Source organism: Ferrovibrio sp., from assembly GCF_002796975.1.
In the GTDB taxonomy this organism is placed as follows: Bacteria; Pseudomonadota; Alphaproteobacteria; order Ferrovibrionales; family Ferrovibrionaceae; genus Ferrovibrio.
This window is the reverse complement of record NZ_PEKV01000019.1, coordinates 26518-51082: the sequence shown is the minus strand read 5'-3', so window position 1 is coordinate 51082 and position 24565 is coordinate 26518. Positions and strand designations below refer to the sequence as shown.

The following is a 24565-nucleotide window of genomic DNA, read 5'->3' as shown; positions in this document are numbered from 1 at the left end:
TTCGCCATCCGCGAAGGCGGTCGTACCGTCGGCGCAGGCGTCGTCGCCAAGGTCATCGCGTAAGTATCGAGCGTCAGACAGGACACAGGACAATGGATAGTCAGAATATCCGCATCCGCCTCAAGGCGTTCGATCATCGGGTGCTCGACCAGAGCACCAGCGAGATCGTGTCGACCGCGAAGCGCACCGGTGCGCGCGTGCGTGGCCCGATCCCGCTGCCGACCCATATCGAACGCTTCACCGTGAATCGCTCGCCGCACGTCGACAAGAAGTCGCGCGAGCAGTTCGAGATCCGCACCCACAAGCGGCTCCTGGACATTGTGGACCCGACCCCGCAGACGGTGGACGCGCTGATGAAGCTCGACCTCGCCGCCGGCGTGGATGTCGAGATCAAGCTGTAAGGAACTGGACCGATGCGGACCGGATTGGTTGCACGCAAGCTGGGGATGACCCGGCTGTTCTCGGAGGACGGCACGCACGTGCCCGTCACCGTGCTGAAGGTGGACAACTTGCAGGTGGTGCAGCAGCGCACTGCCGAGAAGGACGGCTACACGGCCCTCCAGCTCGGCGTCGATGCCGCCAAGCCGAAGAACGTCACCAAGGCCCTGCGCGGCCACTTCGCCAAGGCGAATGTCGAACCGAAGCGCAAGCTCGTTGAGTTCCGCGTTCCGGCTGACGCCATGGTGGAAGTTGGCGCCGAACTGTCGGTGGAGCATTTCATTGTCGGCCAGTTCGTCGACGTGACCGGCACCACGATCGGTAAGGGCTTTGCCGGTGTCATGAAGCGGCACAATTTCCGTGGCCTGGAAGCCAGCCACGGCGTGTCGGTCAGTCACCGTTCGCATGGTTCGACCGGTCAGCGCCAGGATCCGGGCAAGGTGTTCAAGGGTAAGAAGATGGCCGGCCATATGGGCGACCGTCAGCGCACCCAGCAGAACCTGCAGATCGTGCGCACCGATGCCGACCGCGGCCTGATCATGGTCAAGGGCAGCATTCCGGGCTCAGAGGGTCAGTATGTGGTGGTTCGCGATGCGGTGAAGAAGCCGCGCGCCAAGGACCTGCCGATGCCGGCCGCTCTCAAGGCCGCCAAGTAAGGGTATAGGATCATGGCCGATAAAATCGAAATCGCCGTGACGACGCTGGAGAACAAGGACTCGGGCAAGCTCACGCTGTCCAAGGACGTGTTCGGTCTGCCGCCGCGTGCGGACCTGCTGCAGCGTTATGTCATCTGGCAGCTCGCGAAGCGCCAGCAGGGCACTCACAAGACCAAGACCTATGGCGAAGTTGCCGGCTCGACCCGCAAGATCGTCAAGCAGAAGGGCTCGGGCGGCGCCCGCCACGGCGGTATCCGCGCTCCGCAGTTCCGCGGCGGTGGTAAGGCTTTCGGCCCGGTGCCGCGTAGCCACGCCATCGACCTGCCGAAGAAGGTTCGCAAGCTGGCGCTCAAGACCGCGCTGTCGACCAAGCTGGCCGAAGGCAAGCTGAAGATTGTCGACGCCGCCACGCTGACCGTTGGCAAGACCAAGGATCTGGCCAGCAAGCTGAAGGTCATGGGCCTGGAGAGCGCGCTGGTCATCGACGGCAAGGTGCTGGACGAGAATTTCGCCCGCGCCATCCGTGCGATCCACAACGTCGACGTTCTGCCGGAGCAGGGCGCCAACGTTTACGACATCCTGCGCCGTGACACCCTGGTTCTGACCAAGGCCGCGGTCGAGGCTCTGGAGGCTCGCCTGAAATGAGCAACGTGAACCATTACGATGTGATCCTCTCGCCGGTGATCACCGAAAAGGCGACCCGTACTTCCGAGTACAACCAGGTCACCTTCAAGGTGCCGCTGACTGCCACCAAGCCGCAGATCAAGGCCGCCGTTGAGGCGCTGTTCAAGGTCAAGGTGACGGCGGTCAACACCCTGCGCAGCAAGGGCAAGGTAAAACTGTTTCGTGGCGAACCGGGCCAGCGCTCGGATTGGAAGAAGGCGATGGTCACCCTCGCCGACGGCCACAAGATCGACGTGACGACGGGGATCTAAGCCATGGCGTTGAAGACTTATAAGCCAGTTACGCCGTCGACCCGCGGCCTCGTGCTCATCGACCGTTCGCAGCTCCACAAGGGCCGCCCGGTCAAGGAACTGACCGAGGGCCTGAAGAAGACTGGCGGCCGCAATCATTTCGGTCGTATCACGACCCGTCACATCGGTGGCGGCCACAAGCGCCGCTATCGCATGATCGACTTCAAGCGCCGCAAGTTCGATGTCGGCGCCACGGTCGAGCGGATCGAGTATGACCCGAACCGCACCGCGTTCATCGCGCTCATCAAGTATGATGACGGTGAGCTGAACTACATCCTGGCTCCGCAGCGCCTGAAGGCTGGCGACCGTGTGGTGTCGGGCGAGAAGGCCGACATCAAGCCGGGCAATGCGATGCCGCTGAAGTCGATCCCGGTCGGCACCATCATCCACAATGTGGAGATGAAGCCGGGCAAGGGTGGTCAGATGGCGCGTTCGGCCGGCACCTTCGTGCAGCTGGTCGGCAAGGATCAGGGCATGGCGCTGGTGCGTCTGGCCTCGGGTGAACAGCGTCTGGTGCAGGCCGAGTGCATGGCCACCATCGGCGCCGTGTCCAACTCGGACAACCAGAACACCAAGCTGGGCAAGGCTGGCCGCAAGCGCTGGATGGGCATCCGCCCGACCGTGCGCGGTGTTGCCATGAACCCGATCGATCACCCGCATGGTGGTGGTGAAGGTCGTACCTCGGGTGGCCGTCATCCGGTGACCCCGTGGGGCAAGAACACCAAGGGTAAGCGCACGCGTAACAACAAGCGGACGCAGAACATGATTCTGCGCCGTCGCCCGCCGGGCAAGCATAGCTAACGGGCTAGGAGGTCGATCGTGACACGTTCTGTCTGGAAAGGCCCGTTCGTTGACGGGTATCTGCTGAATAAGGCCGACAAGGTCGCAACGTCGGGCCGCAAGGAGGTCATCAAGACCTGGTCGCGCCGCTCGACGATCATGCCGCAGTTCGTCGGCCTGACCTTCGGTGTCCACAACGGCAACAAGTTCATCCCGGTGAACGTGACTGAGGATATGGTCGGGCACAAGTTCGGTGAGTTCTCGCCGACCCGCACCTTCCCTGGTCATACGGCCGGCGACAAGAAGGCGAAGAAGTAACCATGAGCAAGCAGGCGCGCGAAACCCGCCTCGGCGAGAACGAGGCCATGGCCGTGGGGCGCAACATCCGTGTGAGCCCTCGGAAGCTTGGTGTGGTGGCCGGTCTGATCCGCGGCAAGCGGGTCGAGGCTGCCCTGTCCGAGCTGACCTTCTCCAAGCGTCGTATCGCCCAGGATGTCCGCAAGGTCCTCCAGTCGGCGATCGCCAATGCCGAGAACAACCATCAGCTCGACGTCGACCGTCTGGTCGTCGCCGAAGCCAGCGTCGGCAAGGGCCTGGTGATGCGGCGCTTCCATGCCCGCGCCCGCGGCCGCGGTGCAGCGATCCTGAAGCCGTTCAGCCACATCACCATCGTGGTGCGTGAGCGCGAAGAAGAGAAGAAGGCTCCGGCCAAGGCCGCCAAGCCGAAGGGCGCCAAGTCGGCTCCGAAGGCGAAGAAGGCTGAAGCGCAGAGCGGGGAGCAGGCGTAATGGGTCAGAAAGTCAATCCGATCGGGCTTCGTCTCGGCATCAACCGCACTTGGGATTCCCGCTGGTATTCCAGCGACAAGGAATACGCCGGTCTGTTGCATGAAGATCTGAAGATCCGCGCGTATCTCGAGAAGCGCCTGGCTCAGGCCGGTGTTGCGCGCATCGTGATCGAGCGTCCGGCCAAGAAAGCCCGCATCACCATTCACTCGGCACGTCCGGGCGTGGTGATCGGCAAGAAGGGCGCCGACATCGAGAAGCTGCGCTCCGACCTGGCCAAGATGACCAAGTCCGAAGTGCATCTGAACATCGTCGAAATCCGCAAGCCGGAACTCGATGCCAAGCTGGTGGCCGAGAATATCGCCCAGCAGCTGGAGCGCCGCGTGGCCTTCCGCCGTGCGATGAAGCGCGCCGTGCAGTCGGCGATGCGTCTGGGCGCCGGCGGCATTCGTATCACCTGCAGCGGCCGTCTCGGCGGCGCCGAAATCGCCCGCGTCGAGTGGTATCGCGAAGGTCGCGTGCCGCTGCATACGCTGCGCGCCGACGTCGACTTCGCCCGCGGCACTGCCAAGACTGCCTATGGCAGCTGCGGCGTGAAGGTGTGGGTGTTCAAGGGTGAGATCATGGCTCATGACCCGATGGCGCAGGACAAGCGCATGGCTGAACAGAGCCAGGGGCCGAGCCATCAGGGCGGCCGTCAGGGCTGAGCCGGGAGTAACGAGAGATGTTGCAACCGAAGCGTACCAAGTTCCGCAAGGCCTTTAAGGGCCGCATCCATGGCGTGGCCAAGGGTGGTACCGACCTCAATTTCGGCGCCTTCGGCCTGAAGGCCCTGGAGCCGGCGCGCGTCACCGCCCGCCAGATCGAGGCCTGCCGCCGTGCGATCACCCGTCACATCAAGCGCCAGGGTCGCATGTGGATCCGCGTGTTCCCGGATGTGCCGGTGTCGAAGAAGCCGGCCGAAGTCCGCATGGGTTCCGGCAAGGGCTCGCCCGAATTGTGGGTGGCCCGCGTGAAGCCCGGCCGCATCATGTTCGAGCTCGATGGCATCCCGGCGGCTCTCGCCAAGGAAGCTTTCGTGCTCGGCGCTGCCAAGCTGCCGATCAAGACCAAGGTCGTCACCCGCCTGGGTGAGGGAGCGTAAGCCATGAAGAGCAATGAACTGGTCGGTAAGACCAAGGACGAGCTGAACACCAAGCTTGTCGACCTGAAGAAGGAGCAGTTCAACCTGCGCTTCCAGAAGGCGACCGGTCAGCTGGAAAACACCGCGCGCGTGAAACAAGTGCGCCGCGACGTCGCCCGAGTGCGCACCGCCCTGCATAAGCAGGCCGGCGCCAAGAAGGCGTAAGGAGAGAAGAGATGCCGAAGCGCGTATTGCAGGGCGTCGTGGTGAGCAACAAGGGCAACAAGACCATTGTTGTGAAGGTTGAGCGCCGCATCATGGACCCGGTGTACAAGAAGTTCATCCGCCGTTCGAAGAATTACCACGCCCATGACGAGAACAATTCTCGGAAAGAGGGCGAGGTTGTGTCGATTCAGGAATCGAAGCCGATCTCCAAGCTGAAGCGCTGGATCGTCGTCGAGAATCCGTCCTGAACCGCACATAGATAGTTAGCGAGGTACAGGTCCAATGATCCAAGTGGAAACCAATCTCGACGTCGCCGACAATTCAGGCGCACGCCGAGTCCAGTGCATCAAGGTGCTGGGTGGCGCGAAGCGCCGGACGGCCCAGGTCGGCGACGTGATCGTCGTGTCCGTCAAGGACGCGATCCCGCGCGGCAAGGTGAAAAAGGGTGACGTGCATCGCGCCGTCATCGTTCGCACCGCGAAGGAAATCCGCCGCGCCGATGGCAGCGCCATCCGCTTCGACCGCAATGCCGCCGTCCTGATCAACAAGCAGGAAGAGCCGATCGGCACCCGTATCTTCGGGCCGGTCACCCGCGAGCTGCGCGGCAAGGGCCATATGAAGATCATTTCGCTGGCGCCGGAGGTTCTGTAAGCCATGGCCGAAGCTATGAAGATCAAGAAGGGCGACAAGGTCGTCGTGATTACCGGCCGCTCGAAGGGCGCGTCCGGTGAGGTGCTGAGCGTGAGCCGCGAGACTTCGCGCGTGACCGTCTCGGGCGCCAACAAGGTGACCAAGCATGTCAAGCCGAGCCGCACTGCTGCGGGCGGCATCGAGCAGCGCGAAGCCCCGCTGCATGTTTCCAACGTGATGCTTGCCGATCCGAAGGACGGCAAGCCGACCCGCGTTGGTGTCAAGACTCTCGACGATGGCCGCAAGGTGCGCTTCGCCAAGCGCTCCGGCGAGATCATCGATCGCTGATGGAGGCTGATGTGGCCAATCCGCGTATGAAAGACATCTACGAACAGCAGGTCCGCAAGCAGCTGACCGAGAAGTTCGGCTACAAGAACACCTTGGAAGTGCCGAAGATCACCAAGATCGTCGTCAACATGGGTGTGGGCGAAGCCGCCCAGGATTCGAAGAAGCTGACTGCGGCTGCCACCGAAATGGCCGCGATCACCGGCCAGAAGCCGGTGATTACCAAGTCGCGCAAGGCGATCGCGAATTTCAAGCTTCGCGAAAACCAGGGCGTCGGCTGCAAGGTCACGCTGCGCCGCGAGCACATGTATGAATTCCTTGATCGCCTGATCAACATCGCCCTGCCGCGCGTGCGCGACTTCCGCGGTGTCAGCGGCAAGAGCTTCGACGGTCGCGGCAATTACGCGCTGGGCCTGAAGGAGCAGTTCATCTTCCCGGAAATCGACTACGACAAGGTCGATGCTCCGCGCGGCATGGACATCATCATTTGCACCACGGCGAAGACGGATGAGGAAGCCAAGGCCCTGCTGGCCGGTTTCCGCATGCCGTTCACGAACTGAGCCGAGAAGGGACGCCGGATATGGCAAAAACCAGTTCTGTCGAGAAAAACGAGCGCCGCCGCCGCATGTCGGTCCAGTTCGCCGCCAAGCGCGCGAAGCTGAAGGCGACGATCAAGAACAAGAACGTCACCCCGGAAGAGCGCTTTGAGGCGGCCCTGAAGTTGGCCGAACTGCCGCGTAACTCCGCAAAGATCCGTGTGCGCAATCGCTGCGAACTGACGGGCCGCCCGCGCGGTACCTATCGCAAGCTGAAACTGTCGCGCAACATGCTGCGTGAACTGGCCTCTGCCGGCCAGATCCCGGGCATGGTCAAGTCGAGCTGGTAAGGAGAGTAGGAAATGGCTCTTACCGATCCCCTGGGTGATATGCTTGCCCGTATTCGTAACGGGCAGCAGGCGGGTAAGGCGGCGATCGCCAGCCCGGCTTCGAAGCTGCGTATGAACGTGCTCGAAGTGCTCAAGAAGGAAGGCTATATCCGCGGCTACGAAGTCGTGGAAGATGGCAACAAGCGCAATCTGAAGATTGAGCTGAAGTATTTCGAAGGCGAGCCGGTCATCAAGACCATCGACCGCGTGTCGAAGCCCGGCCGTCGCGTGTATTCGGCAATCAAGGATCTCGGCAAGGTGCGTGGCGGTCTCGGGATTTCGATCCTGTCCACCCCGCGCGGCGTGATGTCCGACACCGAGGCTCGCTCCGCCAATGTCGGCGGCGAAGTCCTCTGCCGCGTGTTCTAAGGAGCTGATCATGTCGCGTATCGGCAAACATCCGGTTCCAGTGCCGCAGGGCGTGCAGGTTCAGTTGACCGGCCAGACCCTGACTGCCAAGGGCCCGAAGGGCGAGCTCAAGCTCACCATCGTGGAAGATCTCGACGTCACCATGGCGGACGGCAAGATCACCGTGAAGCCGCGCCAGGTCACCCGTCGCGCACGCTCCATGTGGGGCATGCAGCGCACGCTGGTGAACAACCTGGTGAAGGGCGTCAAGGACGGTTACAGCGAAGAGCTGGAAATCAACGGCGTCGGTCTGCGTGCGGCGATGCAGGGCAAGAACCTGCAGCTGAACATGGGCTTTAGCCACGAAGTCATCTATCCGATCCCGGCCGGCATCGAAATCAAGGTGGAAAAGCCCACCTCGATCAAGATCTCGGGTGCGGACAAGCAGTTGGTCGGCAAGGTCGCGGCGGACATCCGCAGCGTCAAGCCGCCGGAGCCCTACAAGGGCAAGGGCATCAAGTATGCCTCCGAGACCATCCTGCGCAAGGAAGGCAAGAAGAAGTAAGGGATGCCGCTATGAGCCTCAAGACTCGCCTGAACGCTCTGAACGAGCGCCGCAAGCAGCGCAACCGGACCAAGATCGTTGCCGCCGCGCATGGTCGTCCGCGCCTGAGCGTGCATCGTTCCTCGCGCTACATCTACGCCCAGGTCATCGACGACGTGAAGGGCGTGACTGTTGCCGCTGCCTCGTCGCTGGAAGCCGGCCTGCGTGGCTCGCTGAAGACCGGTGCCGACAGCAAGGCTGCCTCCGAAGTTGGCAAGCTGATCGCCGAGCGCGCGAAGGCCGCCGGCGTCACCGATGTCACCTTCGATCGCGGAGCCTATCTCTATCACGGCCGCATCAAGGCGCTTGCGGAAGCAGCGCGTGAAGCCGGTCTGAAATTCTAAGAAAGGTTTGGGTACCATGGCTGCTACTCAACGGGGTGAACGGGGCGATCGGGAACGTGGCGACCGCGGTGGTGACCGCGACCGCGGCGAGGGCGATCTCGTCGACAAGCTGGTCAGCATCAATCGCGTCGCCAAGGTGGTGAAGGGCGGTCGTCGCTTCGGTTTCGCTGCTCTCGTCGTCGTCGGCGATCAGAAGGGCCGCGTCGGTTACGGTTCGGGCAAGGCCCGCGAAGTGCCGGAAGCGATCCGCAAGGCCACCGAACATGCCAAGCGCAACCTGATCCGCGTCAACCTGCGCGAAGGTCGCACGCTGCATCACGACATCGAGGGCCGTCATGGCGCCGGTAAAGTCTTGCTGCGCACGGCTCCGGCCGGTACCGGCATCATTGCCGGCGGTCCGATGCGCGCTGTGTTCGAGACGCTGGGCGTCGCCGACGTGGTGACCAAGTCGCTCGGTTCGTCGAACCCGCATAACATGGTGAAGGCTACTTTCGAGGCTCTCAAGGGCCTGAATGCGCCGCGCCATATCGCGTCCAAGCGCGGCAAGAAAGTCGCCGATCTGCTCGGTCGCAAGTCCGAGACTGAGGAGTAAGCCCCATGGCTGCTGCGAAGAAGAAGGCCGCCAAGGCGGCCGGCAAGACTGTCAAGGTCACCTGGATCCGTTCAGCCAACAAGCGGACTGCCGATCAGCAGGGCACGCTGGTCGGTCTGGGCCTGCGCAAGCTGCATCAGACCCGCGAGCTGGAGGACACTCCTTCGGTGCGCGGCATGATCGCCAAGGTGCAGCACCTGATTCAGGTCGAAGGCTAAGGATCACTGGGCTCGCTCTTTAGTTGGCGGGCCCGAGCGGAAGGGTTAGGAACATGCGTCTCAATCAGATTGCCGATAACGAGGGCGCCCGCAAGGACCGTATGCGCGTTGGTCGCGGCATTGGTTCCGGCAAGGGCAAGACCTCGGGCCGCGGCGTGAAGGGTCAGAAGGCCCGCACCGGCGTCAGCATCAAGGGCTTCGAAGGCGGTCAGACCCCGATCTACCGTCGTCTGCCGAAGCGAGGCTTCAATCCGCTGAACCCGGTCCATTTCGAGACCGTGAACATCGGGCGCCTGCAGTCGGCCATCGACAAGAAGAAGATCGATGCTTCGCAGCCGATCGACGAAGCAGCGCTGAAGGCTGCTGGCCTGTGCTCGCGCAAGGCCGGCGGCGTGCGCCTGCTCGGCACCGGTGAACTGAAGGCCAAGGTGACCATCACCGTCAGCGGCGCCTCTGGCACCGCCAAGGCGGCAGTCGAGAAGGCTGGTGGCAGCCTCACCGTGCTGATTGCTCCGAAGGCGGAAGCCGAGCCGAAGGCCGAGAAGAAGGCCAAGGGTAAGAAGAAGTAAGTCAGGCCTTTCAGGTCTCAGCGACGGGGCTTTGGCCCCGTCGCCAGTTTTCAGGTTCACGCGGTCGGATTTAGGACTCGGGCATGGCATCGGCAGCGGAACGCATGGCAGGCAGCCTCAATCTCGGGGCGTTCGCCAAAGCGACCGAATTGAAGAAGCGTATCTGGTTCACGATCGGCGCTCTGATCGTGTACCGGCTTGGCACCTATATTCCACTGCCGGGCATCGACCCGCAGATCATGGCCGACATCTTCCGCCAGCAGGCCGGCGGCATCCTCGGGATGTTCAACGTGTTCGCGGGTGGCGCGCTCGAGCGCATGACCATCTTCGCGCTCAACATCATGCCGTATATCTCGGCCTCCATTATCGTTCAGCTGCTGACTGCGGTGACCCCGCAGATGGAAGCGCTGAAGAAGGAAGGCGAGGCGGGCCGCAAGAAGCTCAACCAGTATACCCGCTACGGCACAGTCTTCCTGGCCCTCATCCAGTCCTACGGTATCGCAGTCGGCCTTGAAGGCATGACCGGCAGCCGCGGCGGCGCGGTGATGGATCCGGGCATGTTCTTCCGTCTCACCACCGTGGTGACGCTGACCGGCGGTACGCTGTTCCTGATGTGGCTGGGCGAGCAGATCACCCAGCGCGGCGTCGGCCAGGGCACCTCGCTGATTATCTTCGCCGGTATCGTCGCCGAACTACCGCGCGCTCTGGCCGCGACGCTGGAACTCGGCCGCACCGGTGCGCTCAGCACCTTCTTCATCCTGTTCCTGTTGGTGCTGATCGTTGCCGTTATCACCTTCATCGTCTTCATGGAGCGCGCCCAGCGCCGCATCCTGGTGCAGTATCCCAAGCGACAGCAGGGCGCCCGCATGTTCGGCGGCGAAAGTTCGCACCTGCCGCTGAAGCTGAACACCTCGGGCGTGATCCCGCCGATCTTCGCATCCTCGCTGCTGCTGATGCCGGCGACGGTCGCGCAGTTTACTGCCAGTTCCGGCGCACCCGGCTGGGTTACCACGATCACGACCCTGCTCGGCCATGGCCAGCCGCTTTATATGGCGACCTATGTCGGATTGATCGTATTCTTCTGTTTCTTCTATACCTCGGTCGTGTTCAATCCGAACGAGACGGCCGACAACCTGAAGAAATACGGCGGCTTTGTGCCGGGCATCCGTCCTGGCCAGCGTACGGCGGAGTATTTCGACTATGTGCTGACCCGTCTGACCGTGGTCGGTGCCGCCTACATCGCCGGCGTCTGTCTGCTGCCTGAATTCCTGATTTCCCAGTACTCGGTTCCGTTCTATTTCGGCGGCACATCGTTGCTGATCGTGGTCAGCGTGACCATGGATACCGTCGCCCAGATCCAGTCGCATCTGCTGGCGCACCAGTACGAGGGCCTTATCAAGAAGGCCAAACTGAGGGGAGCGCGCAAATAATGAGGCTGATCCTGCTCGGACCGCCGGGCGCCGGCAAAGGCACCCAGGCCCAGCGTCTGACCGCCAATCATGGTCTGGTCCAGCTGTCGACCGGCGACATGCTGCGTGCCGCCGTCAAGGCCGGCACTGCCATCGGCCTGAAGGCCAAGGCGATCATGGATAGTGGCGCCCTGGTCTCGGACGAGATCGTGGTGGGCATCATCGCCGACCGCATCGATCAGCCGGACTGCCGCAAGGGCTTTATCCTGGACGGCTTCCCGCGCACCACCAAGCAGGCCGAAGCGCTCGACAAGATGCTGGCCGAGCGCAAGCTCAAGCTGGACGCCGTGATCGAGATGCAGGTGAACGACTCCATTCTGGTTGAGCGTATCACTGGCCGATTCACCTGTGCCAAGTGTGGCGCGGGCTATCACGACAAGTTCCAGCCGACCAAGCAGCCAGGTATATGCGACCGCTGCGGCTCGACCGAGTTCACCCGCCGGGCGGACGACAAGGCCGAGACCGTGGTGCCCCGGCTCAAGGCCTATCACGAGCAGACGGCGCCGCTTCTCCCGTATTACGAGGGGCGGGGTATCCTGCGGAAGGTCGATGGGATGGCAGAAATCGACGATGTAACGCGGCAGATCGAGGACGTTTTAGCTTCGCTTTGACTGCCTTTAAGTGGTTGACTGAGTAGAGGAAGTTTCTATAATCGCGCCCCTTGGCAACGGGCGCGAGCGACAATTGAGGCTGCGGATCCCGACGTAAGTCTATGACTTCGTTGGGTTTTGCTCATGTCTCATCGGTGCCAAGGTGAACGCTTCGGCAAGGTCGGAGCGGGTGATTCGAGGAGAAGAACGTGGCGCGTATCGCTGGCGTGAATATTCCGACCAACAAGCGGGTCGAGATCGCACTGACCTACATCTACGGCATCGGCCGGGTGAAGGCGAAAGAGATTTGCGAAAAGGTGGGCCTTCCGGCTGAGCGCCGCGTCAATCAGCTGACTGACGCCGAAGTGCTGCAGATCCGCGAAACCATCGATCGCGACTACAAGGTCGAAGGCGACCTGCGTCGTGGAATCGCCATGGACATCAAGCGTCTGATGGACCTGGGCTGCTATCGCGGCCTGCGTCACCGCAAGGGCCTGCCGGTCCGCGGTCAGCGTACCCATACCAACGCCCGCACCCGCAAGGGCAAGGCGGTCGCCATCGCCGGCAAGAAGAAGGCCGCGCGCTAAACCGTTAGCCCCCGTTTTAAGGACTGCAGGATACTCATGGTCAAGGACAAGGCCGCGCGCCCCCGGCGCAAGGAAAAGAAGAACATCACCTCTGCCGTTGCGCATGTGAATGCTTCGTTCAACAACACGATGATCACCATCACCGACGCGCAGGGCAACACCATCGCCTGGTCGTCGGCTGGCAGCCAGGGCTTCAAGGGCTCGCGCAAGTCGACGCCGTATGCCGCGCAGGTCGCTGCCGATACTGCCGGCCGTCGCGCTGCCGAGCATGGCGTGCGGACCATCGAGGTCGAGGTGAAGGGCCCGGGTTCGGGTCGCGAGTCTGCGCTGCGCGCTCTGCAGGCCGTCGGCTTCGTCATCACCAGCATCCGCGACGTCACGCCGATCCCGCACAACGGCTGCCGTCCGCCGAAGCGCCGCCGCATCTAAACGGTCCGCGCCGGATTCAGGTCCGGCGCAGAAAAGAACAATGAGGCCGGCCGCCGTCACGGGCGGCCGATGCCGCACCCGAGGTGGCCTAGGCGGAATTACCGCTGCCGCCGCAACCGAACGAGGTTACAGGTGATCCAGAAGAATTGGACCGATCTGATTAAGCCGAACAAGCTGGTTATCGAGCCGGGCGCCGTGCCGGGCCGTACCGCGACCATTGTCGCCGAACCGCTGGAGCGTGGTTTCGGTCTGACGCTGGGCAACGCGCTGCGTCGCGTGCTGCTGTCGTCGCTGCAGGGCGCTGCCGTCACGTCGATCAAGATCGACGGCGTGCTGCATGAATTCTCGTCCATCCCGGGCGTGCGCGAAGACGTCACCGACATCGTGCTGAACATCAAGTCGATGGCGCTGAAGATGCACGGCGAGGGCCCGAAGCGCATGCATCTGAATGCGCAGGGTCCGGTCGAGGTGACCGCCAAGATGATCGAGACCGGCCATGACATCGAAGTCATGGACCCGACCCACGTGCTCTGCACGCTCGACGCCGGCGCCAGCATCCGCATGGAACTGACCGTCGAGACCGGCAAGGGCTATGTGCCGGCTTCGGCCAACCGTCCGGAAGATGCGCCGATCGGCCTGATCCCGGTCGATGCGCTGTACAGCCCGGTGCGCAAGGTTTCGTACAAGGTCGAGAACACCCGCGAGGGCCAGATTCTCGACTATGACAAGCTGACCATGCAGATGGAAACCAACGGCGCGATCAAGCCGGATGACGCGCTGGCCTATGCCGCGCGCATCCTGCAGGACCAGCTGCAGCTCTTCATCAACTTCGAAGAGCCGAAGGCGGAGAGCCGCGAGAAGGTCACCAGCGAGCCGGAATTCAATCCGAACCTGCTGCGCCGTGTCGACGAGCTCGAGCTGTCGGTGCGTTCGGCCAACTGCCTGAAGAACGACAACATCGTCTACATCGGTGATCTGATCCAGAAGACCGAAGCAGAGATGCTGCGCACGCCGAATTTCGGCCGCAAGTCGCTCAACGAGATCAAGGAAGTTCTGGCTCAGATGGGTCTGCATCTCGGCATGCATGTCCCCAACTGGCCGCCGGAGAATATCGAGGAACTGGCGAAGAAGCTGCAGGATCAGTACTGATCCTGTCCGCCTAAAGGAAGATCGAGGAGAGTCCCATGCGTCACCGCAATGCCGGCCGCAAACTGAATAAGTCCAGCGCGCATCGTCGCGCCATGTTCGGCAACATGGTTGCCTCGCTGATCAAGCATGAGCAGATCACGACCACGCTGCCGAAGGCCAAGGAGCTGAAGCCGCTGATCGACAAGCTGATCACGCTCGGCAAGCGCGGCGATCTGCATGCCCGTCGCCAGGCGCTCTCCTTCATCCCGGAGAAGTCGGCTGTCGACAAGCTGTTCTCGACGCTCAACCAGCGCTATGCCTCGCGCAACGGCGGCTACAGCCGCGTGCTGAAGGCCGGCTTCCGCTATGGCGATGCCGCGCCGATGGCCGTGGTTGAACTGGTCGACCGCGACGTGTCGGCCAAGGGCCAGGATTCGGGTCCGGTGGCGGAAGCGACCGAGGAAGCTGCAGCCTGATCGGCTGACGCATAGAATATCTGAAAGCGGCGGTCCGGTTTCCGGGCCGCCGTTTTCGATTCCGGGGCTCGCTTTAAGACAGGTGGCGTTCGGCTGCGGGCGTGAAAGCCACGCCGGCCATGATCATGTCCACCTGGCTGTGGCCCAGCGGCAGGATCAGCGACTGGTGATCGACATAGCCGTCGCTGACCAGGCCGTGGCGGCGGATCAGTGTCGGCTTGCTGGTGGCCATCACCTCGCAATAGGTCTGCCGCGCCATCTCGGCGAGATCCGGCCAGGGATGCTGGTCGAGATATTTGCCGGTCATGTCGAAGCCCTGGCGCTGCGCAATGGCGGTGCCGAACAGGCGATAGCGGAAACGCAGCGGGGTCGGCTCGATATCGACCAGGATCAGATGACCGATGATGAAGCGCAGCTCCAGAGGATCGATATCCTCGCGCCCCGGATAGGGGCGGTCGCCGCGCTTGTCCTCCCAGTAGGCCTGCAGCTGCTGCAGGATCGGCTTTTCCAGCTTCATGGTCGGGCAGAATGGCCGTAAGCGGTGAATACCGCGTTAACCCTCAGTCCCCCGGCGACCGGCCATTGAAAAGCACCCGCCGAGCCCCCTATGTAAAACAGCCATGGCGCAATTCTCTCTCTGCACTGTCCTGAAACTGGCGCTGGCCGCGGTCTTGGCCGCGCTGCCCGTCGTCGCCTCCGCCCAGACAGGTCAGACCCGCCTGCCGGCGAGCCGGGCCGAGATCCAGCTGAGTTTCGCGCCGCTGGTGCAGCGCGCCGCACCAGCCGTGGTCAACGTCTACAGCCGCCGCGTCGAGCGCGTGGCCTCGCCCTTTGCCGACGACCCGTTCTTCCGCCGCTTCTTCGGCAACCAGTCGCCCTTCGGCATGCCGCGCGAGCGTATCGCGCAGTCGCTCGGCTCGGGCGTGATCGTCGAGGCCGAGGGCGTGATCGTCACCAACAACCATGTGATCGAGGGCGCCACCGAGATCGTCGTGGCGCTCAGCGACCGCCGCGAATTCGAGGCGCGCGTGATTGCCGCCGATCCGCGTTCGGACCTGGCCGTGCTGCGCATCGACACGCGCGGCGAAACCCTGCCATATCTCGAATTCCGCGATTCCGACGAGATGCAGGTCGGCGACCTGGTGCTGGCGATCGGCAATCCTTTCGGCGTCGGCCAGACGGTGACACAGGGCATTATCTCTGCGGTCGGCCGCGCGATCTCGGATGACATGACGGCGCAGTCCTTCATCCAGACCGATGCGGCGATCAATCCCGGCAATTCCGGCGGCGCGCTGCTCGGCATGGACGGCAAGCTGGTCGGCATCAATACGGCGATCTTCTCGCGCTCCGGCGGTTCGATCGGCATCGGCTTTGCCATCCCGGCCAACCTCGTTTCGTCCACCGTGGCCAGCGCCATGGCCGGGAAGGGGATCAAGCGGCCGTGGTTCGGCGCCAATGGCGAGACCGTCACCAGCGAGATCGCGCAAGGGTTAGGCATGGCACGACCCAACGGCGTGCTGGTCGGCGAGGTCTGGCGCGGCGGACCGGCCGATCGCGCCGGGCTGAAAGCGGGCGATGTCGTGCTGTCCATCGACGGCCGCGAGGTGAACGATCCGCAGGCGCTGCGTTTCCGCATCGCCACCCGCAAGCTGGGCGACACGGCGGCCCTCGATGTGCTGCGGCGCGGCCAGCGGCTGAACCTGAAGATCGCCCTGCAGGATGCGCCCGAGACGCCGCCGCGCAGCCTGACCCTGCTCAGCGGCAACCAGCCGCTCGCCGGCGCCACGGTTGGCAACCTCTCGCCGGCTTTTGCCGATGAACTCGGCCTCGACATGCTGGAGCGTGGCGTCATCGTCACCGAGATCGCGCCGGGATCGACCGCGGCCCGGCTGCGCCTGCGCACCGGCGACATCATCATGAAGATCAATGACCGCGAGGTCGACGACGTGAAGTCGCTGCAGGGCCTGCTGCGCGGCGGCAGCCAGTGGACCGTGACGCTGCGGCGTAACAAGCAGGTGCTGTCGTTTACGGTGCGGATCTGAGCATGGCCAAACGCAGCGCCCCGGCAGCAGGCGGCCCCATGGGCGGTACGGGCGAAAGCCTGTTCGCGGTCGCCGGCATGGAAGCGGCAGGACCTCTCGCCGATCGCCTGCGCCCGCAGACGCTTGCCGACGTGATCGGCCAGGACCATCTGCTGCACGGCGAGGGGCCGCTGGCCCGCATGGTGCAGGCGAAGAAGCTGTCCAGCCTGATCCTGTGGGGCCCGCCGGGCACCGGCAAGACCTCGATTGCGCGTTTGCTGGCCGATGCCACCGATCTGGAATTCGCACCGCTGTCGGCGGTGTTCTCGGGCGTGGCCGATCTGCGCAAGGTGTTTGAAGCGGCCCGCGAACGCCGTGCGCTGGGCAAGCGCACCTTGCTGTTCGTCGATGAAATCCATCGCTTCAACCGCGCGCAGCAGGATGGCTTTCTGCCTTACGTCGAGGATGGCACGGTGGTGCTGGTCGGCGCGACCACGGAGAATCCCAGCTTCGCACTGAACTCGGCGCTGCTGTCGCGCGCCGCCGTCATCGTGCTGCACCGGCTGGATGACGAGGCGCAGGAAAAGCTGCTGTCGCGCGCCGAAGCCATCGAACGTCCGTTGCCGCTGACGCCGGAGGCCCGCGCCGCATTGCGCGCCATGGCCGATGGCGATGGCCGTTACCTGCTCAACATGGCCGAGCAGATCTACACCCTGCCGCCCGAGACAGAGCCGCTCGATCCTGCAAGGCTCGCAGAGACATTGCAAAAGCGCGCGCCGATCTACGACAAGAGTCAGGACGAGCACTACAACCTGATCTCGGCCTTGCATAAGTCCTTGCGCGGCTCCGATGTCGATGCCGCGCTCTACTGGATGGCGCGCATGCTGGTGGGCGGCGAAGATCCGCTTTATATCCTCCGTCGCCTGGTGCGCTTCGCCGCCGAGGATATCGGCATGGCCGATCCGAATGCGCTGGTGCAGGCACTGGCGGCCAAGGACATGTACGATTTCCTCGGCTCGCCGGAAGGCGAACTCGGCCTGGTGCAGGCAGTGATCTATCTCGCCACGGCGCCGAAATCGAATGCCGCTTACAAGGCCGAGAAGGGCGCCAAACGCGCAGCGCGCGAGCATGGGTCGCTGGCGCCGCCGATGCATATCCTGAACGCGCCGACCAAAATGATGAAGGAGCTGGGCTACAGCGCGGGGTATGCCTACGACCATGATGCCGCCGACGGCTTTTCCGGCCAGAACTATTTCCCCGAGGGAATGGACCGGCAGACTTTCTACCGCCCGGTGGAGCGCGGTTTCGAGCGCGACATCATTAAAAGGCTGGATTACTGGCAGAAGTTGCGCAGTCGCCGCCAGGATGAACAGGACTGAACGAACAGGATTGATCCGGGGCATGCGGCTCTGATCCGTTAACCAAGTCCTAACGCTGACCGTCGTATAAATCTGATGTAAAATTGCGGTATGGCACGGCCTCGCAGCAGATCACCTGTCGCTTATTTCATGGAGCGTTTTTCCGTGCTGCAACGGATGGGCTTTTTCGGCATCGTCGCACTTCTGCTCCTGCTCGGAGCGGGGGTGTATACGTTTTTCCTCAGCATGCCGAAGGAAAAGCCGTTCTACACGCCCGGCGTGGTGCAGAGCCGCGACGACTGCTTCTACGGCAAGCTGGCGCAGTTCAAGAATCTGACGCGGCAGATCCTCTATGCCGCGGCGCAGGAATGCGAAATCGAGGTGCAGTCGGTCGAAGGNNCCATGTCCCAGGTGATCACCCGTACCGTCGTTGCCGACGAAGCCGACCTGCGTCTCGACCGCTGGTTCAAGCGTCATTATCCGTGGCTCGGCCACGCCAAGCTGGAAAAGCTGCTGCGCACCGGCCAGGTCCGCGTCGATGGCGGCCGCGTCAAGGCGGCGGCCCGGCTGGAAGTCGGCCAGACCATCCGCATCCCGCCGCTGGGCGAGCCGCCGAAGGACACGGACGAGCCGCGTGCGCCCAGGGTCGCCAGGGCCAGCCCCGAACGGATCGCCGAACTGGAAGCCGCCGTGCTGCACAAGGACGATGCGGTGATCGTGCTGAACAAGCCGGCGGGTCTGGCCACGCAGGGCGGCACCGGCCTGACCGAACATCTCGACTGTTTGCTCGGCTATCTGAAATTCGGCGCGGCCGAACGCCCGCGTCTGGTGCATCGCCTCGACAAGGATACCTCGGGCGTTCTGCTGCTGGCGCGCAGCGCGAAGGCGGCAGCGAAACTGGCCGAGGCGCTGCGCAAGCGCGATGCGCACAAGCTCTACTGGGCACTGGTGATGGGCGTGCCGGACCAGCGCATGGGCAAGATCGATCTGCCGCTGGCCAAGCTGGCGGGCGGCGCCGGCGAGCGCATGGTCTATGACGAGGACGAGGGCAAGAATGCCGTCTCGCTCTATCGCACGATTGATACGGCCGGCAAGCGCGCCGCCTGGCTCGGCATGGCGCCGCTGACCGGCCGCACGCATCAGCTGCGCGTGCATGCCGCGGCGATGGGCACGCCGATTGTGGGCGACGGCAAATACGGTGCGGCGGAAGCATTTCTCACCGGCGGCGTGAGCCGCAAGCTGCACCTGCATGCGCGCGGGATAAAGCTGGCGCATCCCGATGGCGGCAAGCTGGAAGTGCGCGCGCCGCTCTCGCCGCATATGGCCGCGACCTGGGATTTCCTCGGACTGACGCTCGACAAGAGCGCAGATGCGTGGCTGGAGGAGTGATCTACCAGGCGGGCTCGTTGCTCGCCTTGTTCGAATCCGCTTGTAATCCAAGGGGCGTCTTCGTCAGGGAGTGGGGCAAAAAAGGCATGGAACCCTCCACCGAGACTAACCCCACAACTCTCACAACTTATAAATACCTGAGCGCGGCCGGAGCATTGCGGAATCTGCGTGAGGGATCAGTCTATCTGGCCCACCGAGATCAATTGAATGACACGCTGGAAGCCCGCTTCGATCTTGTTGACTCCGAGGCGTTTCTGGATGTCGCGCTTAAGACGGTCAATGAAGTCGCCCGGATGCGAAGAGAAAGACGATGGTCTCTTCGGGCGACCAGTACTCAAGAGTTTGCAGAGGTTACTCGGAAGGAAGATGAGAACTTCCGCTCCTTCTGCGAAAATATTGGCATATGCTCACTCGCGCAGCGCCCGGATCATCAAGCCATGTGGGCCTACTATTCCGACTGGGGTAGAGGCGTGTGCTTCGAGCTTGAATGGACCCATGAGCTTATGGAGATGCATCAGCTCTGGCTGCACCCTGTGCACTATACGAATGCTCCAAGGATTCTTAACCGAGCCGAGGATTGGAGAGCGGAATTTCTTCAGTTGCCAGTGAGATATCCTGAGAAGTCCCTAGAAGAGTTGCTGGACTACATCCTCGAAAAGGATTTCCGAAGACGTTATGGGATAAGGTCCGCCGCTCGCTCGGTGTCGATCAAACATACTGATTGGCAACATGAGCAAGAACTTCGTCTGCTCGGTCCCCATAGCCGTGTTGCCTTGCCAGTGCTGAGGGCTACTCTCAGACGTGTTCATTACTTACAACTCTCCGAAGAGGTAGCTGAGGTGTTCAGATATCTTTTTCAGAATTATCCGAAGATGGATGTTGTCTGGCACAAGTTTGAACACGGACAGCTATCTGACGGACAGCTATCCAACAGTCAGATAATGGAACTAAAAGCAGTGCCACTTTGATCCTGCCCGGAGGATCGATCTAAGCAACAACGACCTGCACTGGCAAAAAACCAACTTGCAGGACCATGTTAGTGTTGCTATTATGTTCTTAGCATTCTTTGCCACTAAGCACAAGCGGAAACCAAGAGTGCGGTCTGCCGGAAAGGGGCATCCAATAAGCCGGAATAAGAGTCAAATAAGCAAAAATAAGCACGTTATAAGACGGAATAAGCACTGAATAAGACGACAGCAAGCCAGGCCAGCGGAGTCATAAGGTTGGAATCACAACGAGTTAGCGGAATGACCGCCCGAATAAGGGGCCTGCACGAATAAGGGGCCTGCAAAGGGAGGGTTCAGGAGACAGAAGGCGTCAGCGGCATCACCCGCGCAGCATCTGCCGGATGGCGCTGGCGAGATGGTCGGCCACGGCACGCACCCGCGGCGTATGCCGCAGGTCGCGGTGCAGCACCAGCCAGAGTTCGCGCGTCACCGGCGGCTTGCCGGGCTCGGGCGCCAGTTCGGGATACTGCCGGCCGATATATTCCGGCAGCAGCACGGCACAGGCCCCGGCGCGGGCGGCGGCCACCAGCGGGATCATGCTGTTGCTGCGGATCGCCTGGGTCAGGCCGGATGTCCTGAGCCAGAGCGATTCCGGGATTTCGGCCAGGCTCTCGTCGAAGGCGGCGACGGCATTGCGGTCGACGGCGGAAGGCGCGCGATAGAGCCGGTAGGGCACGGCGCCGAGCCTGCTGGCATAGAGTTCGCCGGTTTTGGGCCGCGCCCAGCGGATCGCGATATCGGCCTCGCGGCGGGCCAGGCTGAGCGAGCGGTGTTCCACCACCAGCTCGATCTGCAGGCCGGGCCAGCGCTGGCGCAGGCTGGCGAGTTGCGGCGCCACGGTATGGCTGGCGACGCCTTCGGTGCAGGTGATGCGCACGGTGCCGGTGATCTGCGCGCCGGCTTTGGCATCGCCGAGCCGGGCGAGCCGCAGCAGCGGTGCCTCGATCTGCTCGGCGGCCTGCAGCACGGGGGCGGCGGCCGGCGTTGGCACATAGCCGCGCGCACGGCGCTCGAACAGCGTCATGCCCAGGCTGCTTTCCAGCGCCGCGATGCGCCGGGCCACCGTGGCGTGATTGACCTTCAGCAGCCGGGCCGTGGCCGACAGGCTGCCATGACGGGCCAGCGCCAGCACGTAGCGCAGGTCGTTCCAGTCCAGATTCCCGGGGACAGGGGCCTCTGTGCGTTTGTGAACAGGCATCGCGCGATCTTATGGAATATGCACAGATGGCGCCAGCCGCTATCTAGGGCCACATCGTTACGAATGGAGAGTGAAATGTCGCGTCCGAAGACCCTGCTGGAAATGGCCGGCGCTGCCGGGATCCCGGTGGCCTGGGAGAAGTCCACCCTGCTGCTGATCGATCACCAGAACGAATATCTCGCCGATGGCGGCCTGCCGCTGACCGGCATGGATGCGGCCGTCGCCGAGATCGGCAAGTTGCTGGCGGCTGCGCGCAAGGCCGGCGCCCCCATCGTGCATGTGCGCCATCACGGCAAGCCGGGTGGCGCGCTGTTCAACCCCGAGGGTCCGAAGGCGGAGTTCATCGCCGGCGTGGGCCCGCAGGGCAACGAACGTGTCGTCACCAAGGGCCTGCCCAACAGCTTCGCCGGTACCGACCTTGATGCCGTGCTGAAGGAACTGGGCCGCAAGGAACTGATCATCGCCGGCTTCCAGACCCATATGTGCGTCAGTGCCACGGCGCGCAATGCCATCGACCATGGCTATCGCGGCGTGGTGGTGAATGCCGCCTGCGCCGACCGCGACCTGCCGGATCCGGCAGGGACAGGCACGATTGCGGCGGCCGAGATGCACCGCATCACCATGGCGGCGCTGAACGACCGTTTCGCGCTGGTGATCCCGAACGCGGCTGCGATCTCGTAGGCGTCTATCGGCTGGGCGGCAGCGGCGTCGCGTTGACGCCGCCGCGCGGCGCCGCGTCCACCGCCGGGATGGGCGCGCCCGCGCCGCCGCCGGTCGCCGACGGCCGGTTGCGTGTGCGGCGGTCGGCCGGCAGCGTCTCCCAGACGCGGTCAGCTTCGGCGACGTTGAGTTGCCGGTCGCCCGGTCGGCAGGCGCGGCTGCGATACAGCACGCTGCGGCCGGGGAAGAAACACCACGAGGCTTCCGCCAGCTGCGCGCGCTGCAGCAGCTCGGCTTCCTCGGTATTGATCCAGCGGCTGCCGGGCGGGCAGCTCTGCGCTTCGAAGACATGCCCGGCGCTGTCGTTGTAGCAGAGCGCGAACACGCCTTCGCCGACGCGGGCGTCGTTCACCGCATAAGGCGCGCTCGGCACGCCACCGGGGCTGGATGGCGGCACGTTGGATTGCGGAATGCTGCCGATGCCGGGGCGTGCGGCCTGTTGTGGGTTTTGCTGTGGCAGGGGCGCGATCTCGGGCGCGCCACGGCCGGCGACCGGGCCGCGTTGTGTTGCGGTCTGGAACTGGCGCTGCGCTTCCGTGTTGCCGATCGGCGCATAGCCCGGCGCACAGCGGCCGGTCTGGCTGGTGTAGAGCAGGCCGGTCTCGGCGCTGAAGCAGGGCGTGCCGGCGCTGCTGCTGGTGACGCCGCCTTCGATGGGACGGCTGCGGGTTTCGCCGCCGAGGCCGCGATACAGGCTGCGGTTCAGGTCGCGCATGCCGTCGCAGCCGGCGAGTCCGGCGGCGAGAATGATCAGCGCGAAGACAGGAGCGCCGCGCCGCATCGTTGGATCAGCCGCGGCCGCGATAGGAGGCGACGCCCTGGTCGGGCAGCCACAGATCGGCCGGCGGTTTTCCGGTCTGCCAGAACACATCGATCGGCATGCCGCCGCGCGGATACCAGTAGCCGCCGATGCGCAGCCAGCGCGGCTTCATCGCCGCGACCAGCCGCCTGGCGATACCGATGGTGCAGTCTTCGTGGAAGGCGCCGTGATTGCGGAAGCTGTTGAGGAAGAGTTTGAGCGACTTCGATTCAACGATCTGCCGGTTCGGCACATAGTCGATCACCAGATGCGCGAAATCCGGCTGGCCGGTCATCGGACACAGGCTGGTGAATTCTGGCTGGGTGAAGCGGATCAGGTAGGTCGTGCCCGGCTGGGGGTTGGGCACGGTCTCCAGCTTCGCTTCATCGGGGCTCTGCGGCTGCGCGGCGCTATGGCCGAGCTGCGTCAGGCCTTTGGTGACGGAAGCGGAGGAGGCGGTCTTGCCGGGAGTCTTGGCTGTGCGTTTCATGCCTAACTTATGACACAGCATGACCTTTTTTGCAGCCTTGTGTGGCCATTTTCGGCGGCCATCTTAACGGGGTGAGGCGGCAAACCGCCTGACTTTGAGTTTACCAGTACCAGGAGGTACCCCCATGTCGACCCCCATTTCGCTGAAGTCCCTTGCCACTGCCCTGACTGTCGCCGGTACCGTAGCACTGGGCGCGGCGGGCGGTGCCTGGGCGCAGAGCACGACGCCCAGCACACCGGCCGGCGATGCCACGGCCCAGCAGACCCAGACCGATGCGCGCAAGGAGCAGCGCAAGGCTGACGAAAAGAAGGCTGACGCCAAGAAGGCGCAGCGCAAGGCCGACGAGAAGAAAGCCGATGCGCAGCGCGACGCCAACAGCGACAAGGCCGCGGCCCAGCGTCAGGCCGACGAAAAGAAGGCTGACGCCCGCAAGCAGCAGCGCAAGGCCGACGACAAGGCCCGCCGCGTGAACTGACCCAGCCTGACCGGCTGAATGAGGAAGGCCCTTCGCTGTACCGCAGCGGAGGGCCTTCTGTTTTCTTAAATATATCAAATATTTGTTTCTGGCGGCTGACACGGTTGAGCGGCGGGTCCGGGCGTGCGATTCTGGCGCCATGAGTGCCGATCCGCTTCCGTTAGCCGCCGACTTCGACCCGCCGCGTCTGGTGATCTTCGACTGCGACGGCACCCTGGTCGACAGCCAGCATCATATCGTCAGCGCCATGCACAGCGCCTTCGCCGCCAACGGCCTGGCGCTGCCCGAAGCGGACGCCGTGCGGCGTACCGTCGGCCTGCCGCTGGAAGTGGCCATCGAGCGCCTGCTGCTGCCGCTCGGTTCGCAGGCGCTCATGCCTGTGGTCGATGCCTACAAGACTGCCGCCGTCGCCCAGCGGCTGGAACCCGATCACCATGAGCCGCTGTTCCCCGGCCTCGTCGCGACGCTGGACCGCCTCGGGCAGGCCGGCTTCCTGCTCGGTGTCGCCACCGGCAAGGCGCGGCGCGGCCTGAACTTCACGCTGGCGACCCATGGCCTGACCGAGCGTTTCGTCACCCTGCAGACCTGCGATGTGGTGGTCTCCGGCAAGCCGGCGCCCGACATGGTGCTGCAGGCGATGGCCGAAACCGGCGCGGTGCCGGCCTCGACAATCGTGGTCGGCGACACAACTTACGACATCGAGATGGCGCGTAACGCTGGCGTCCAGTCGATTGGCGTAGCCTGGGGCTATCACGACGAGCGCATCCTGCTCGAAAGCGGGGCTGCAAGTATTATCAAAAACTTCGGGGAACTTCCCGATCTGGTGGGCAAGCTGCTCGCCAGATCCTCATCAGCCGCCTGAGGAGGGACCGC

At 63.5% G+C, this 24565-nt stretch carries 38 protein-coding genes; 34 read left to right on the top strand and 4 right to left on the bottom strand.

Annotated features, from left to right (window positions below):
- Positions 1 to 92 precede the first annotated feature (92 nt).
- The 27 genes from rpsJ to rplQ all read left to right on the top strand — a co-directional run bounded on the left by rpsJ (position 93) and on the right by rplQ (position 14235).
- Complete coding sequence (rpsJ, locus tag CTR53_RS19295) at positions 93 to 401, top strand: 30S ribosomal protein S10 (RefSeq protein ID WP_144257943.1); 309 nt, start codon at positions 93 to 95, stop codon at positions 399 to 401.
- Between the two features lie 12 nt (positions 402 to 413).
- Complete coding sequence (gene rplC, locus CTR53_RS19290; RefSeq protein WP_290817383.1) at positions 414 to 1094, top strand: 50S ribosomal protein L3; 681 nt, start codon at positions 414 to 416, stop codon at positions 1092 to 1094.
- A gap of 24 nt (positions 1095 to 1118) precedes the next feature.
- Positions 1119 to 1739, top strand: coding sequence for a 50S ribosomal protein L4 (rplD, locus tag CTR53_RS19285; RefSeq protein WP_290817395.1), 621 nt, complete (start codon positions 1119 to 1121; stop codon positions 1737 to 1739).
- Positions 1736 to 2029 carry a 50S ribosomal protein L23 gene (locus CTR53_RS19280; protein WP_290817380.1) on the top strand — a complete coding sequence of 98 codons (294 nt, stop codon included), beginning with the start codon at positions 1736 to 1738 and terminating at the stop codon, positions 2027 to 2029. Before rplD ends, CTR53_RS19280 begins: the two co-directional genes overlap by 4 nt.
- A 3-nt stretch (positions 2030 to 2032) precedes the next feature.
- Positions 2033 to 2869: a 50S ribosomal protein L2 gene (rplB, locus tag CTR53_RS19275; RefSeq protein ID WP_290817377.1), complete on the top strand. Its 837-nt coding sequence runs from the start codon at positions 2033 to 2035 to the stop codon at positions 2867 to 2869.
- A gap of 18 nt (positions 2870 to 2887) precedes the next feature.
- Positions 2888 to 3166: a 30S ribosomal protein S19 gene (rpsS, locus tag CTR53_RS19270; protein ID WP_290817373.1), complete on the top strand. Its 279-nt coding sequence runs from the start codon at positions 2888 to 2890 to the stop codon at positions 3164 to 3166.
- A gap of 2 nt (positions 3167 to 3168) precedes the next feature.
- On the top strand, positions 3169 to 3636 hold the full coding sequence (rplV, locus tag CTR53_RS19265) for a 50S ribosomal protein L22 (protein WP_290817370.1): 468 nt from the start codon (positions 3169 to 3171) through the stop codon (positions 3634 to 3636).
- Complete coding sequence (gene rpsC, locus CTR53_RS19260; RefSeq protein WP_290817367.1) at positions 3636 to 4340, top strand: 30S ribosomal protein S3; 705 nt, start codon at positions 3636 to 3638, stop codon at positions 4338 to 4340. The genes rplV and rpsC overlap by 1 nt, the downstream gene beginning before the upstream one ends.
- Positions 4341 to 4357: 17 nt before the next feature.
- Positions 4358 to 4777, top strand: coding sequence for a 50S ribosomal protein L16 (gene rplP / locus CTR53_RS19255; RefSeq protein ID WP_290817364.1), 420 nt, complete (start codon positions 4358 to 4360; stop codon positions 4775 to 4777).
- A gap of 3 nt (positions 4778 to 4780) precedes the next feature.
- Positions 4781 to 4981 (top strand): 50S ribosomal protein L29, encoded by a 201-nt coding sequence (rpmC, locus tag CTR53_RS19250; RefSeq protein ID WP_144257935.1) that lies wholly within the window; start codon positions 4781 to 4783, stop codon positions 4979 to 4981.
- Between the two features lie 11 nt (positions 4982 to 4992).
- Positions 4993 to 5229: a 30S ribosomal protein S17 gene (rpsQ, locus tag CTR53_RS19245; protein WP_290817360.1), complete on the top strand. Its 237-nt coding sequence runs from the start codon at positions 4993 to 4995 to the stop codon at positions 5227 to 5229.
- 34 nt (positions 5230 to 5263) lie between these two features.
- Complete coding sequence (gene rplN, locus CTR53_RS19240) at positions 5264 to 5632, top strand: 50S ribosomal protein L14 (protein WP_144257933.1); 369 nt, start codon at positions 5264 to 5266, stop codon at positions 5630 to 5632.
- A 3-nt stretch (positions 5633 to 5635) separates the two neighbouring features.
- Positions 5636 to 5959 (top strand): 50S ribosomal protein L24, encoded by a 324-nt coding sequence (gene rplX / locus CTR53_RS19235; RefSeq protein WP_290817356.1) that lies wholly within the window; start codon positions 5636 to 5638, stop codon positions 5957 to 5959.
- A gap of 26 nt (positions 5960 to 5985) precedes the next feature.
- Positions 5986 to 6516: a 50S ribosomal protein L5 gene (gene rplE / locus CTR53_RS19230; protein ID WP_290817393.1), complete on the top strand. Its 531-nt coding sequence runs from the start codon at positions 5986 to 5988 to the stop codon at positions 6514 to 6516.
- Between the two features lie 20 nt (positions 6517 to 6536).
- Positions 6537 to 6842, top strand: coding sequence for a 30S ribosomal protein S14 (gene rpsN, locus CTR53_RS19225; RefSeq protein ID WP_290817354.1), 306 nt, complete (start codon positions 6537 to 6539; stop codon positions 6840 to 6842).
- Between the two features lie 12 nt (positions 6843 to 6854).
- Positions 6855 to 7250 carry a 30S ribosomal protein S8 gene (gene rpsH, locus CTR53_RS19220; protein ID WP_290817351.1) on the top strand — a complete coding sequence of 132 codons (396 nt, stop codon included), beginning with the start codon at positions 6855 to 6857 and terminating at the stop codon, positions 7248 to 7250.
- A 10-nt stretch (positions 7251 to 7260) separates the two neighbouring features.
- Entirely contained in the window at positions 7261 to 7794 is a 534-nt protein-coding gene (rplF, locus tag CTR53_RS19215; RefSeq protein WP_290817349.1) for a 50S ribosomal protein L6, read from the top strand.
- 29 nt (positions 7795 to 7823) lie between these two features.
- Positions 7824 to 8177: a 50S ribosomal protein L18 gene (gene rplR, locus CTR53_RS19210; protein ID WP_290817390.1), complete on the top strand. Its 354-nt coding sequence runs from the start codon at positions 7824 to 7826 to the stop codon at positions 8175 to 8177.
- A 16-nt stretch (positions 8178 to 8193) separates the two neighbouring features.
- On the top strand, positions 8194 to 8769 hold the full coding sequence (rpsE, locus tag CTR53_RS19205; protein WP_290817346.1) for a 30S ribosomal protein S5: 576 nt from the start codon (positions 8194 to 8196) through the stop codon (positions 8767 to 8769).
- 5 nt (positions 8770 to 8774) lie between these two features.
- A complete protein-coding gene (gene rpmD, locus CTR53_RS19200) occupies positions 8775 to 8987 on the top strand; it encodes a 50S ribosomal protein L30 (protein ID WP_290817343.1) in 213 nt (70 codons plus the stop codon).
- A gap of 53 nt (positions 8988 to 9040) precedes the next feature.
- On the top strand, positions 9041 to 9556 hold the full coding sequence (rplO, locus tag CTR53_RS19195) for a 50S ribosomal protein L15 (protein WP_290817340.1): 516 nt from the start codon (positions 9041 to 9043) through the stop codon (positions 9554 to 9556).
- 83 nt (positions 9557 to 9639) lie between these two features.
- Complete coding sequence (secY, locus tag CTR53_RS19190) at positions 9640 to 10986, top strand: preprotein translocase subunit SecY (RefSeq protein ID WP_290817337.1); 1347 nt, start codon at positions 9640 to 9642, stop codon at positions 10984 to 10986.
- Positions 10986 to 11636 carry an adenylate kinase gene (locus tag CTR53_RS19185; RefSeq protein ID WP_290817334.1) on the top strand — a complete coding sequence of 217 codons (651 nt, stop codon included), beginning with the start codon at positions 10986 to 10988 and terminating at the stop codon, positions 11634 to 11636. Before secY ends, CTR53_RS19185 begins: the two co-directional genes overlap by 1 nt.
- A gap of 188 nt (positions 11637 to 11824) precedes the next feature.
- Positions 11825 to 12202, top strand: coding sequence for a 30S ribosomal protein S13 (gene rpsM / locus CTR53_RS19180; protein ID WP_290817332.1), 378 nt, complete (start codon positions 11825 to 11827; stop codon positions 12200 to 12202).
- A gap of 36 nt (positions 12203 to 12238) precedes the next feature.
- Positions 12239 to 12631, top strand: coding sequence for a 30S ribosomal protein S11 (gene rpsK / locus CTR53_RS19175; protein ID WP_290817330.1), 393 nt, complete (start codon positions 12239 to 12241; stop codon positions 12629 to 12631).
- A gap of 132 nt (positions 12632 to 12763) precedes the next feature.
- Positions 12764 to 13780, top strand: a complete 1017-nt coding sequence (locus CTR53_RS19170; RefSeq protein ID WP_290817327.1) for a DNA-directed RNA polymerase subunit alpha — start codon at positions 12764 to 12766, stop codon at positions 13778 to 13780.
- 35 nt (positions 13781 to 13815) lie between these two features.
- Positions 13816 to 14235 carry a 50S ribosomal protein L17 gene (gene rplQ / locus CTR53_RS19165; RefSeq protein ID WP_144257920.1) on the top strand — a complete coding sequence of 140 codons (420 nt, stop codon included), beginning with the start codon at positions 13816 to 13818 and terminating at the stop codon, positions 14233 to 14235.
- A 73-nt stretch (positions 14236 to 14308) separates the two neighbouring features.
- Here rplQ and CTR53_RS19160 read toward each other — a convergent pair whose 3' ends face one another.
- Complete coding sequence (locus CTR53_RS19160; RefSeq protein ID WP_290817323.1) at positions 14309 to 14752, bottom strand: PAS domain-containing protein; 444 nt, start codon at positions 14750 to 14752, stop codon at positions 14309 to 14311.
- 103 nt (positions 14753 to 14855) lie between these two features.
- On the opposite strand from CTR53_RS19160, the gene CTR53_RS19155 reads away from it, so the two are divergent.
- From CTR53_RS19155 to CTR53_RS19140, 4 genes are all read left to right on the top strand, one after another.
- Positions 14856 to 16277 (top strand): DegQ family serine endoprotease, encoded by a 1422-nt coding sequence (locus CTR53_RS19155; RefSeq protein WP_290817321.1) that lies wholly within the window; start codon positions 14856 to 14858, stop codon positions 16275 to 16277.
- 38 nt (positions 16278 to 16315) lie between these two features.
- Entirely contained in the window at positions 16316 to 17635 is a 1320-nt protein-coding gene (locus CTR53_RS19150; protein WP_290817388.1) for a replication-associated recombination protein A, read from the top strand.
- Between the two features lie 129 nt (positions 17636 to 17764).
- The gene (locus CTR53_RS19145) at positions 17765 to 19003 is read left to right on the top strand and encodes an RluA family pseudouridine synthase (protein ID WP_367159004.1); all 1239 of its coding nucleotides are present in this window, start codon (positions 17765 to 17767) and stop codon (positions 19001 to 19003) included.
- Positions 19000 to 19971, top strand: a complete 972-nt coding sequence (locus CTR53_RS19140) for a DUF2971 domain-containing protein (protein WP_290817319.1) — start codon at positions 19000 to 19002, stop codon at positions 19969 to 19971. The genes CTR53_RS19145 and CTR53_RS19140 overlap by 4 nt, the downstream gene beginning before the upstream one ends.
- Before the next feature lie 358 nt (positions 19972 to 20329).
- Here the strand turns inward: CTR53_RS19140 and CTR53_RS19135 are convergent, their stop codons facing one another.
- Positions 20330 to 21208, bottom strand: coding sequence for a LysR family transcriptional regulator (locus tag CTR53_RS19135; RefSeq protein WP_290817316.1), 879 nt, complete (start codon positions 21206 to 21208; stop codon positions 20330 to 20332).
- Between the two features lie 75 nt (positions 21209 to 21283).
- On the opposite strand from CTR53_RS19135, the gene CTR53_RS19130 reads away from it, so the two are divergent.
- On the top strand, positions 21284 to 21889 hold the full coding sequence (locus CTR53_RS19130) for a cysteine hydrolase family protein (protein ID WP_290817313.1): 606 nt from the start codon (positions 21284 to 21286) through the stop codon (positions 21887 to 21889).
- Between the two features lie 4 nt (positions 21890 to 21893).
- Here the strand turns inward: CTR53_RS19130 and CTR53_RS19125 are convergent, their stop codons facing one another.
- Both CTR53_RS19125 and queF read right to left on the bottom strand, forming a co-directional pair.
- Positions 21894 to 22709: a hypothetical protein gene (locus CTR53_RS19125; RefSeq protein WP_290817309.1), complete on the bottom strand. Its 816-nt coding sequence runs from the start codon at positions 22707 to 22709 to the stop codon at positions 21894 to 21896.
- Positions 22710 to 22716: 7 nt separating this feature from the next.
- Complete coding sequence (gene queF, locus CTR53_RS19120) at positions 22717 to 23217, bottom strand: preQ(1) synthase (RefSeq protein WP_290817306.1); 501 nt, start codon at positions 23215 to 23217, stop codon at positions 22717 to 22719.
- A gap of 124 nt (positions 23218 to 23341) precedes the next feature.
- Here queF and CTR53_RS19115 point away from each other — a divergent pair, with 124 nt between their 5' ends.
- The gene (locus tag CTR53_RS19115; RefSeq protein ID WP_290817303.1) at positions 23342 to 23692 is read left to right on the top strand and encodes a hypothetical protein; all 351 of its coding nucleotides are present in this window, start codon (positions 23342 to 23344) and stop codon (positions 23690 to 23692) included.
- Between the two features lie 139 nt (positions 23693 to 23831).
- Positions 23832 to 24554, top strand: a complete 723-nt coding sequence (locus CTR53_RS19110) for an HAD-IA family hydrolase (protein ID WP_290817300.1) — start codon at positions 23832 to 23834, stop codon at positions 24552 to 24554.
- Positions 24555 to 24565 lie beyond the last annotated feature (11 nt).

Bases quoted from the DNA above. Each gene is read 5' to 3' on its own strand.
- rpsJ (WP_144257943.1), top strand. From the start codon at position 93: ATGGATAGTCAGAATATCCGCATCCGCCTCAAGGCGTTCGATCATCGG.
- rplC (WP_290817383.1), top strand. From the start codon at position 414: ATGCGGACCGGATTGGTTGCACGCAAGCTGGGGATGACCCGGCTGTTC.
- CTR53_RS19280 (WP_290817380.1), top strand. From the start codon at position 1,736: ATGAGCAACGTGAACCATTACGATGTGATCCTCTCGCCGGTGATCACC.
- rplB (WP_290817377.1), top strand. From the start codon at position 2,033: ATGGCGTTGAAGACTTATAAGCCAGTTACGCCGTCGACCCGCGGCCTC.
- rplV (WP_290817370.1), top strand. From the start codon at position 3,169: ATGAGCAAGCAGGCGCGCGAAACCCGCCTCGGCGAGAACGAGGCCATG.
- rpsC (WP_290817367.1), top strand. From the start codon at position 3,636: ATGGGTCAGAAAGTCAATCCGATCGGGCTTCGTCTCGGCATCAACCGC.
- rplP (WP_290817364.1), top strand. From the start codon at position 4,358: ATGTTGCAACCGAAGCGTACCAAGTTCCGCAAGGCCTTTAAGGGCCGC.
- rpmC (WP_144257935.1), top strand. From the start codon at position 4,781: ATGAAGAGCAATGAACTGGTCGGTAAGACCAAGGACGAGCTGAACACC.
- rpsQ (WP_290817360.1), top strand. From the start codon at position 4,993: ATGCCGAAGCGCGTATTGCAGGGCGTCGTGGTGAGCAACAAGGGCAAC.
- rplN (WP_144257933.1), top strand. From the start codon at position 5,264: ATGATCCAAGTGGAAACCAATCTCGACGTCGCCGACAATTCAGGCGCA.
- rplX (WP_290817356.1), top strand. From the start codon at position 5,636: ATGGCCGAAGCTATGAAGATCAAGAAGGGCGACAAGGTCGTCGTGATT.
- rplE (WP_290817393.1), top strand. From the start codon at position 5,986: ATGAAAGACATCTACGAACAGCAGGTCCGCAAGCAGCTGACCGAGAAG.
- rpsN (WP_290817354.1), top strand. From the start codon at position 6,537: ATGGCAAAAACCAGTTCTGTCGAGAAAAACGAGCGCCGCCGCCGCATG.
- rpsH (WP_290817351.1), top strand. From the start codon at position 6,855: ATGGCTCTTACCGATCCCCTGGGTGATATGCTTGCCCGTATTCGTAAC.
- rplF (WP_290817349.1), top strand. From the start codon at position 7,261: ATGTCGCGTATCGGCAAACATCCGGTTCCAGTGCCGCAGGGCGTGCAG.
- rpsE (WP_290817346.1), top strand. From the start codon at position 8,194: ATGGCTGCTACTCAACGGGGTGAACGGGGCGATCGGGAACGTGGCGAC.
- rpmD (WP_290817343.1), top strand. From the start codon at position 8,775: ATGGCTGCTGCGAAGAAGAAGGCCGCCAAGGCGGCCGGCAAGACTGTC.
- rplO (WP_290817340.1), top strand. From the start codon at position 9,041: ATGCGTCTCAATCAGATTGCCGATAACGAGGGCGCCCGCAAGGACCGT.
- secY (WP_290817337.1), top strand. From the start codon at position 9,640: ATGGCATCGGCAGCGGAACGCATGGCAGGCAGCCTCAATCTCGGGGCG.
- CTR53_RS19185 (WP_290817334.1), top strand. From the start codon at position 10,986: ATGAGGCTGATCCTGCTCGGACCGCCGGGCGCCGGCAAAGGCACCCAG.
- rpsK (WP_290817330.1), top strand. From the start codon at position 12,239: ATGGTCAAGGACAAGGCCGCGCGCCCCCGGCGCAAGGAAAAGAAGAAC.
- rplQ (WP_144257920.1), top strand. From the start codon at position 13,816: ATGCGTCACCGCAATGCCGGCCGCAAACTGAATAAGTCCAGCGCGCAT.
- CTR53_RS19160 (WP_290817323.1), bottom strand. From the start codon at position 14,752: ATGAAGCTGGAAAAGCCGATCCTGCAGCAGCTGCAGGCCTACTGGGAG.
- CTR53_RS19155 (WP_290817321.1), top strand. From the start codon at position 14,856: ATGGCGCAATTCTCTCTCTGCACTGTCCTGAAACTGGCGCTGGCCGCG.
- CTR53_RS19150 (WP_290817388.1), top strand. From the start codon at position 16,316: ATGGGCGGTACGGGCGAAAGCCTGTTCGCGGTCGCCGGCATGGAAGCG.
- CTR53_RS19135 (WP_290817316.1), bottom strand. From the start codon at position 21,208: ATGCCTGTTCACAAACGCACAGAGGCCCCTGTCCCCGGGAATCTGGAC.
- CTR53_RS19130 (WP_290817313.1), top strand. From the start codon at position 21,284: ATGTCGCGTCCGAAGACCCTGCTGGAAATGGCCGGCGCTGCCGGGATC.
- CTR53_RS19125 (WP_290817309.1), bottom strand. From the start codon at position 22,709: ATGCGGCGCGGCGCTCCTGTCTTCGCGCTGATCATTCTCGCCGCCGGA.
- queF (WP_290817306.1), bottom strand. From the start codon at position 23,217: ATGAAACGCACAGCCAAGACTCCCGGCAAGACCGCCTCCTCCGCTTCC.
- CTR53_RS19115 (WP_290817303.1), top strand. From the start codon at position 23,342: ATGTCGACCCCCATTTCGCTGAAGTCCCTTGCCACTGCCCTGACTGTC.
- CTR53_RS19110 (WP_290817300.1), top strand. From the start codon at position 23,832: ATGAGTGCCGATCCGCTTCCGTTAGCCGCCGACTTCGACCCGCCGCGT.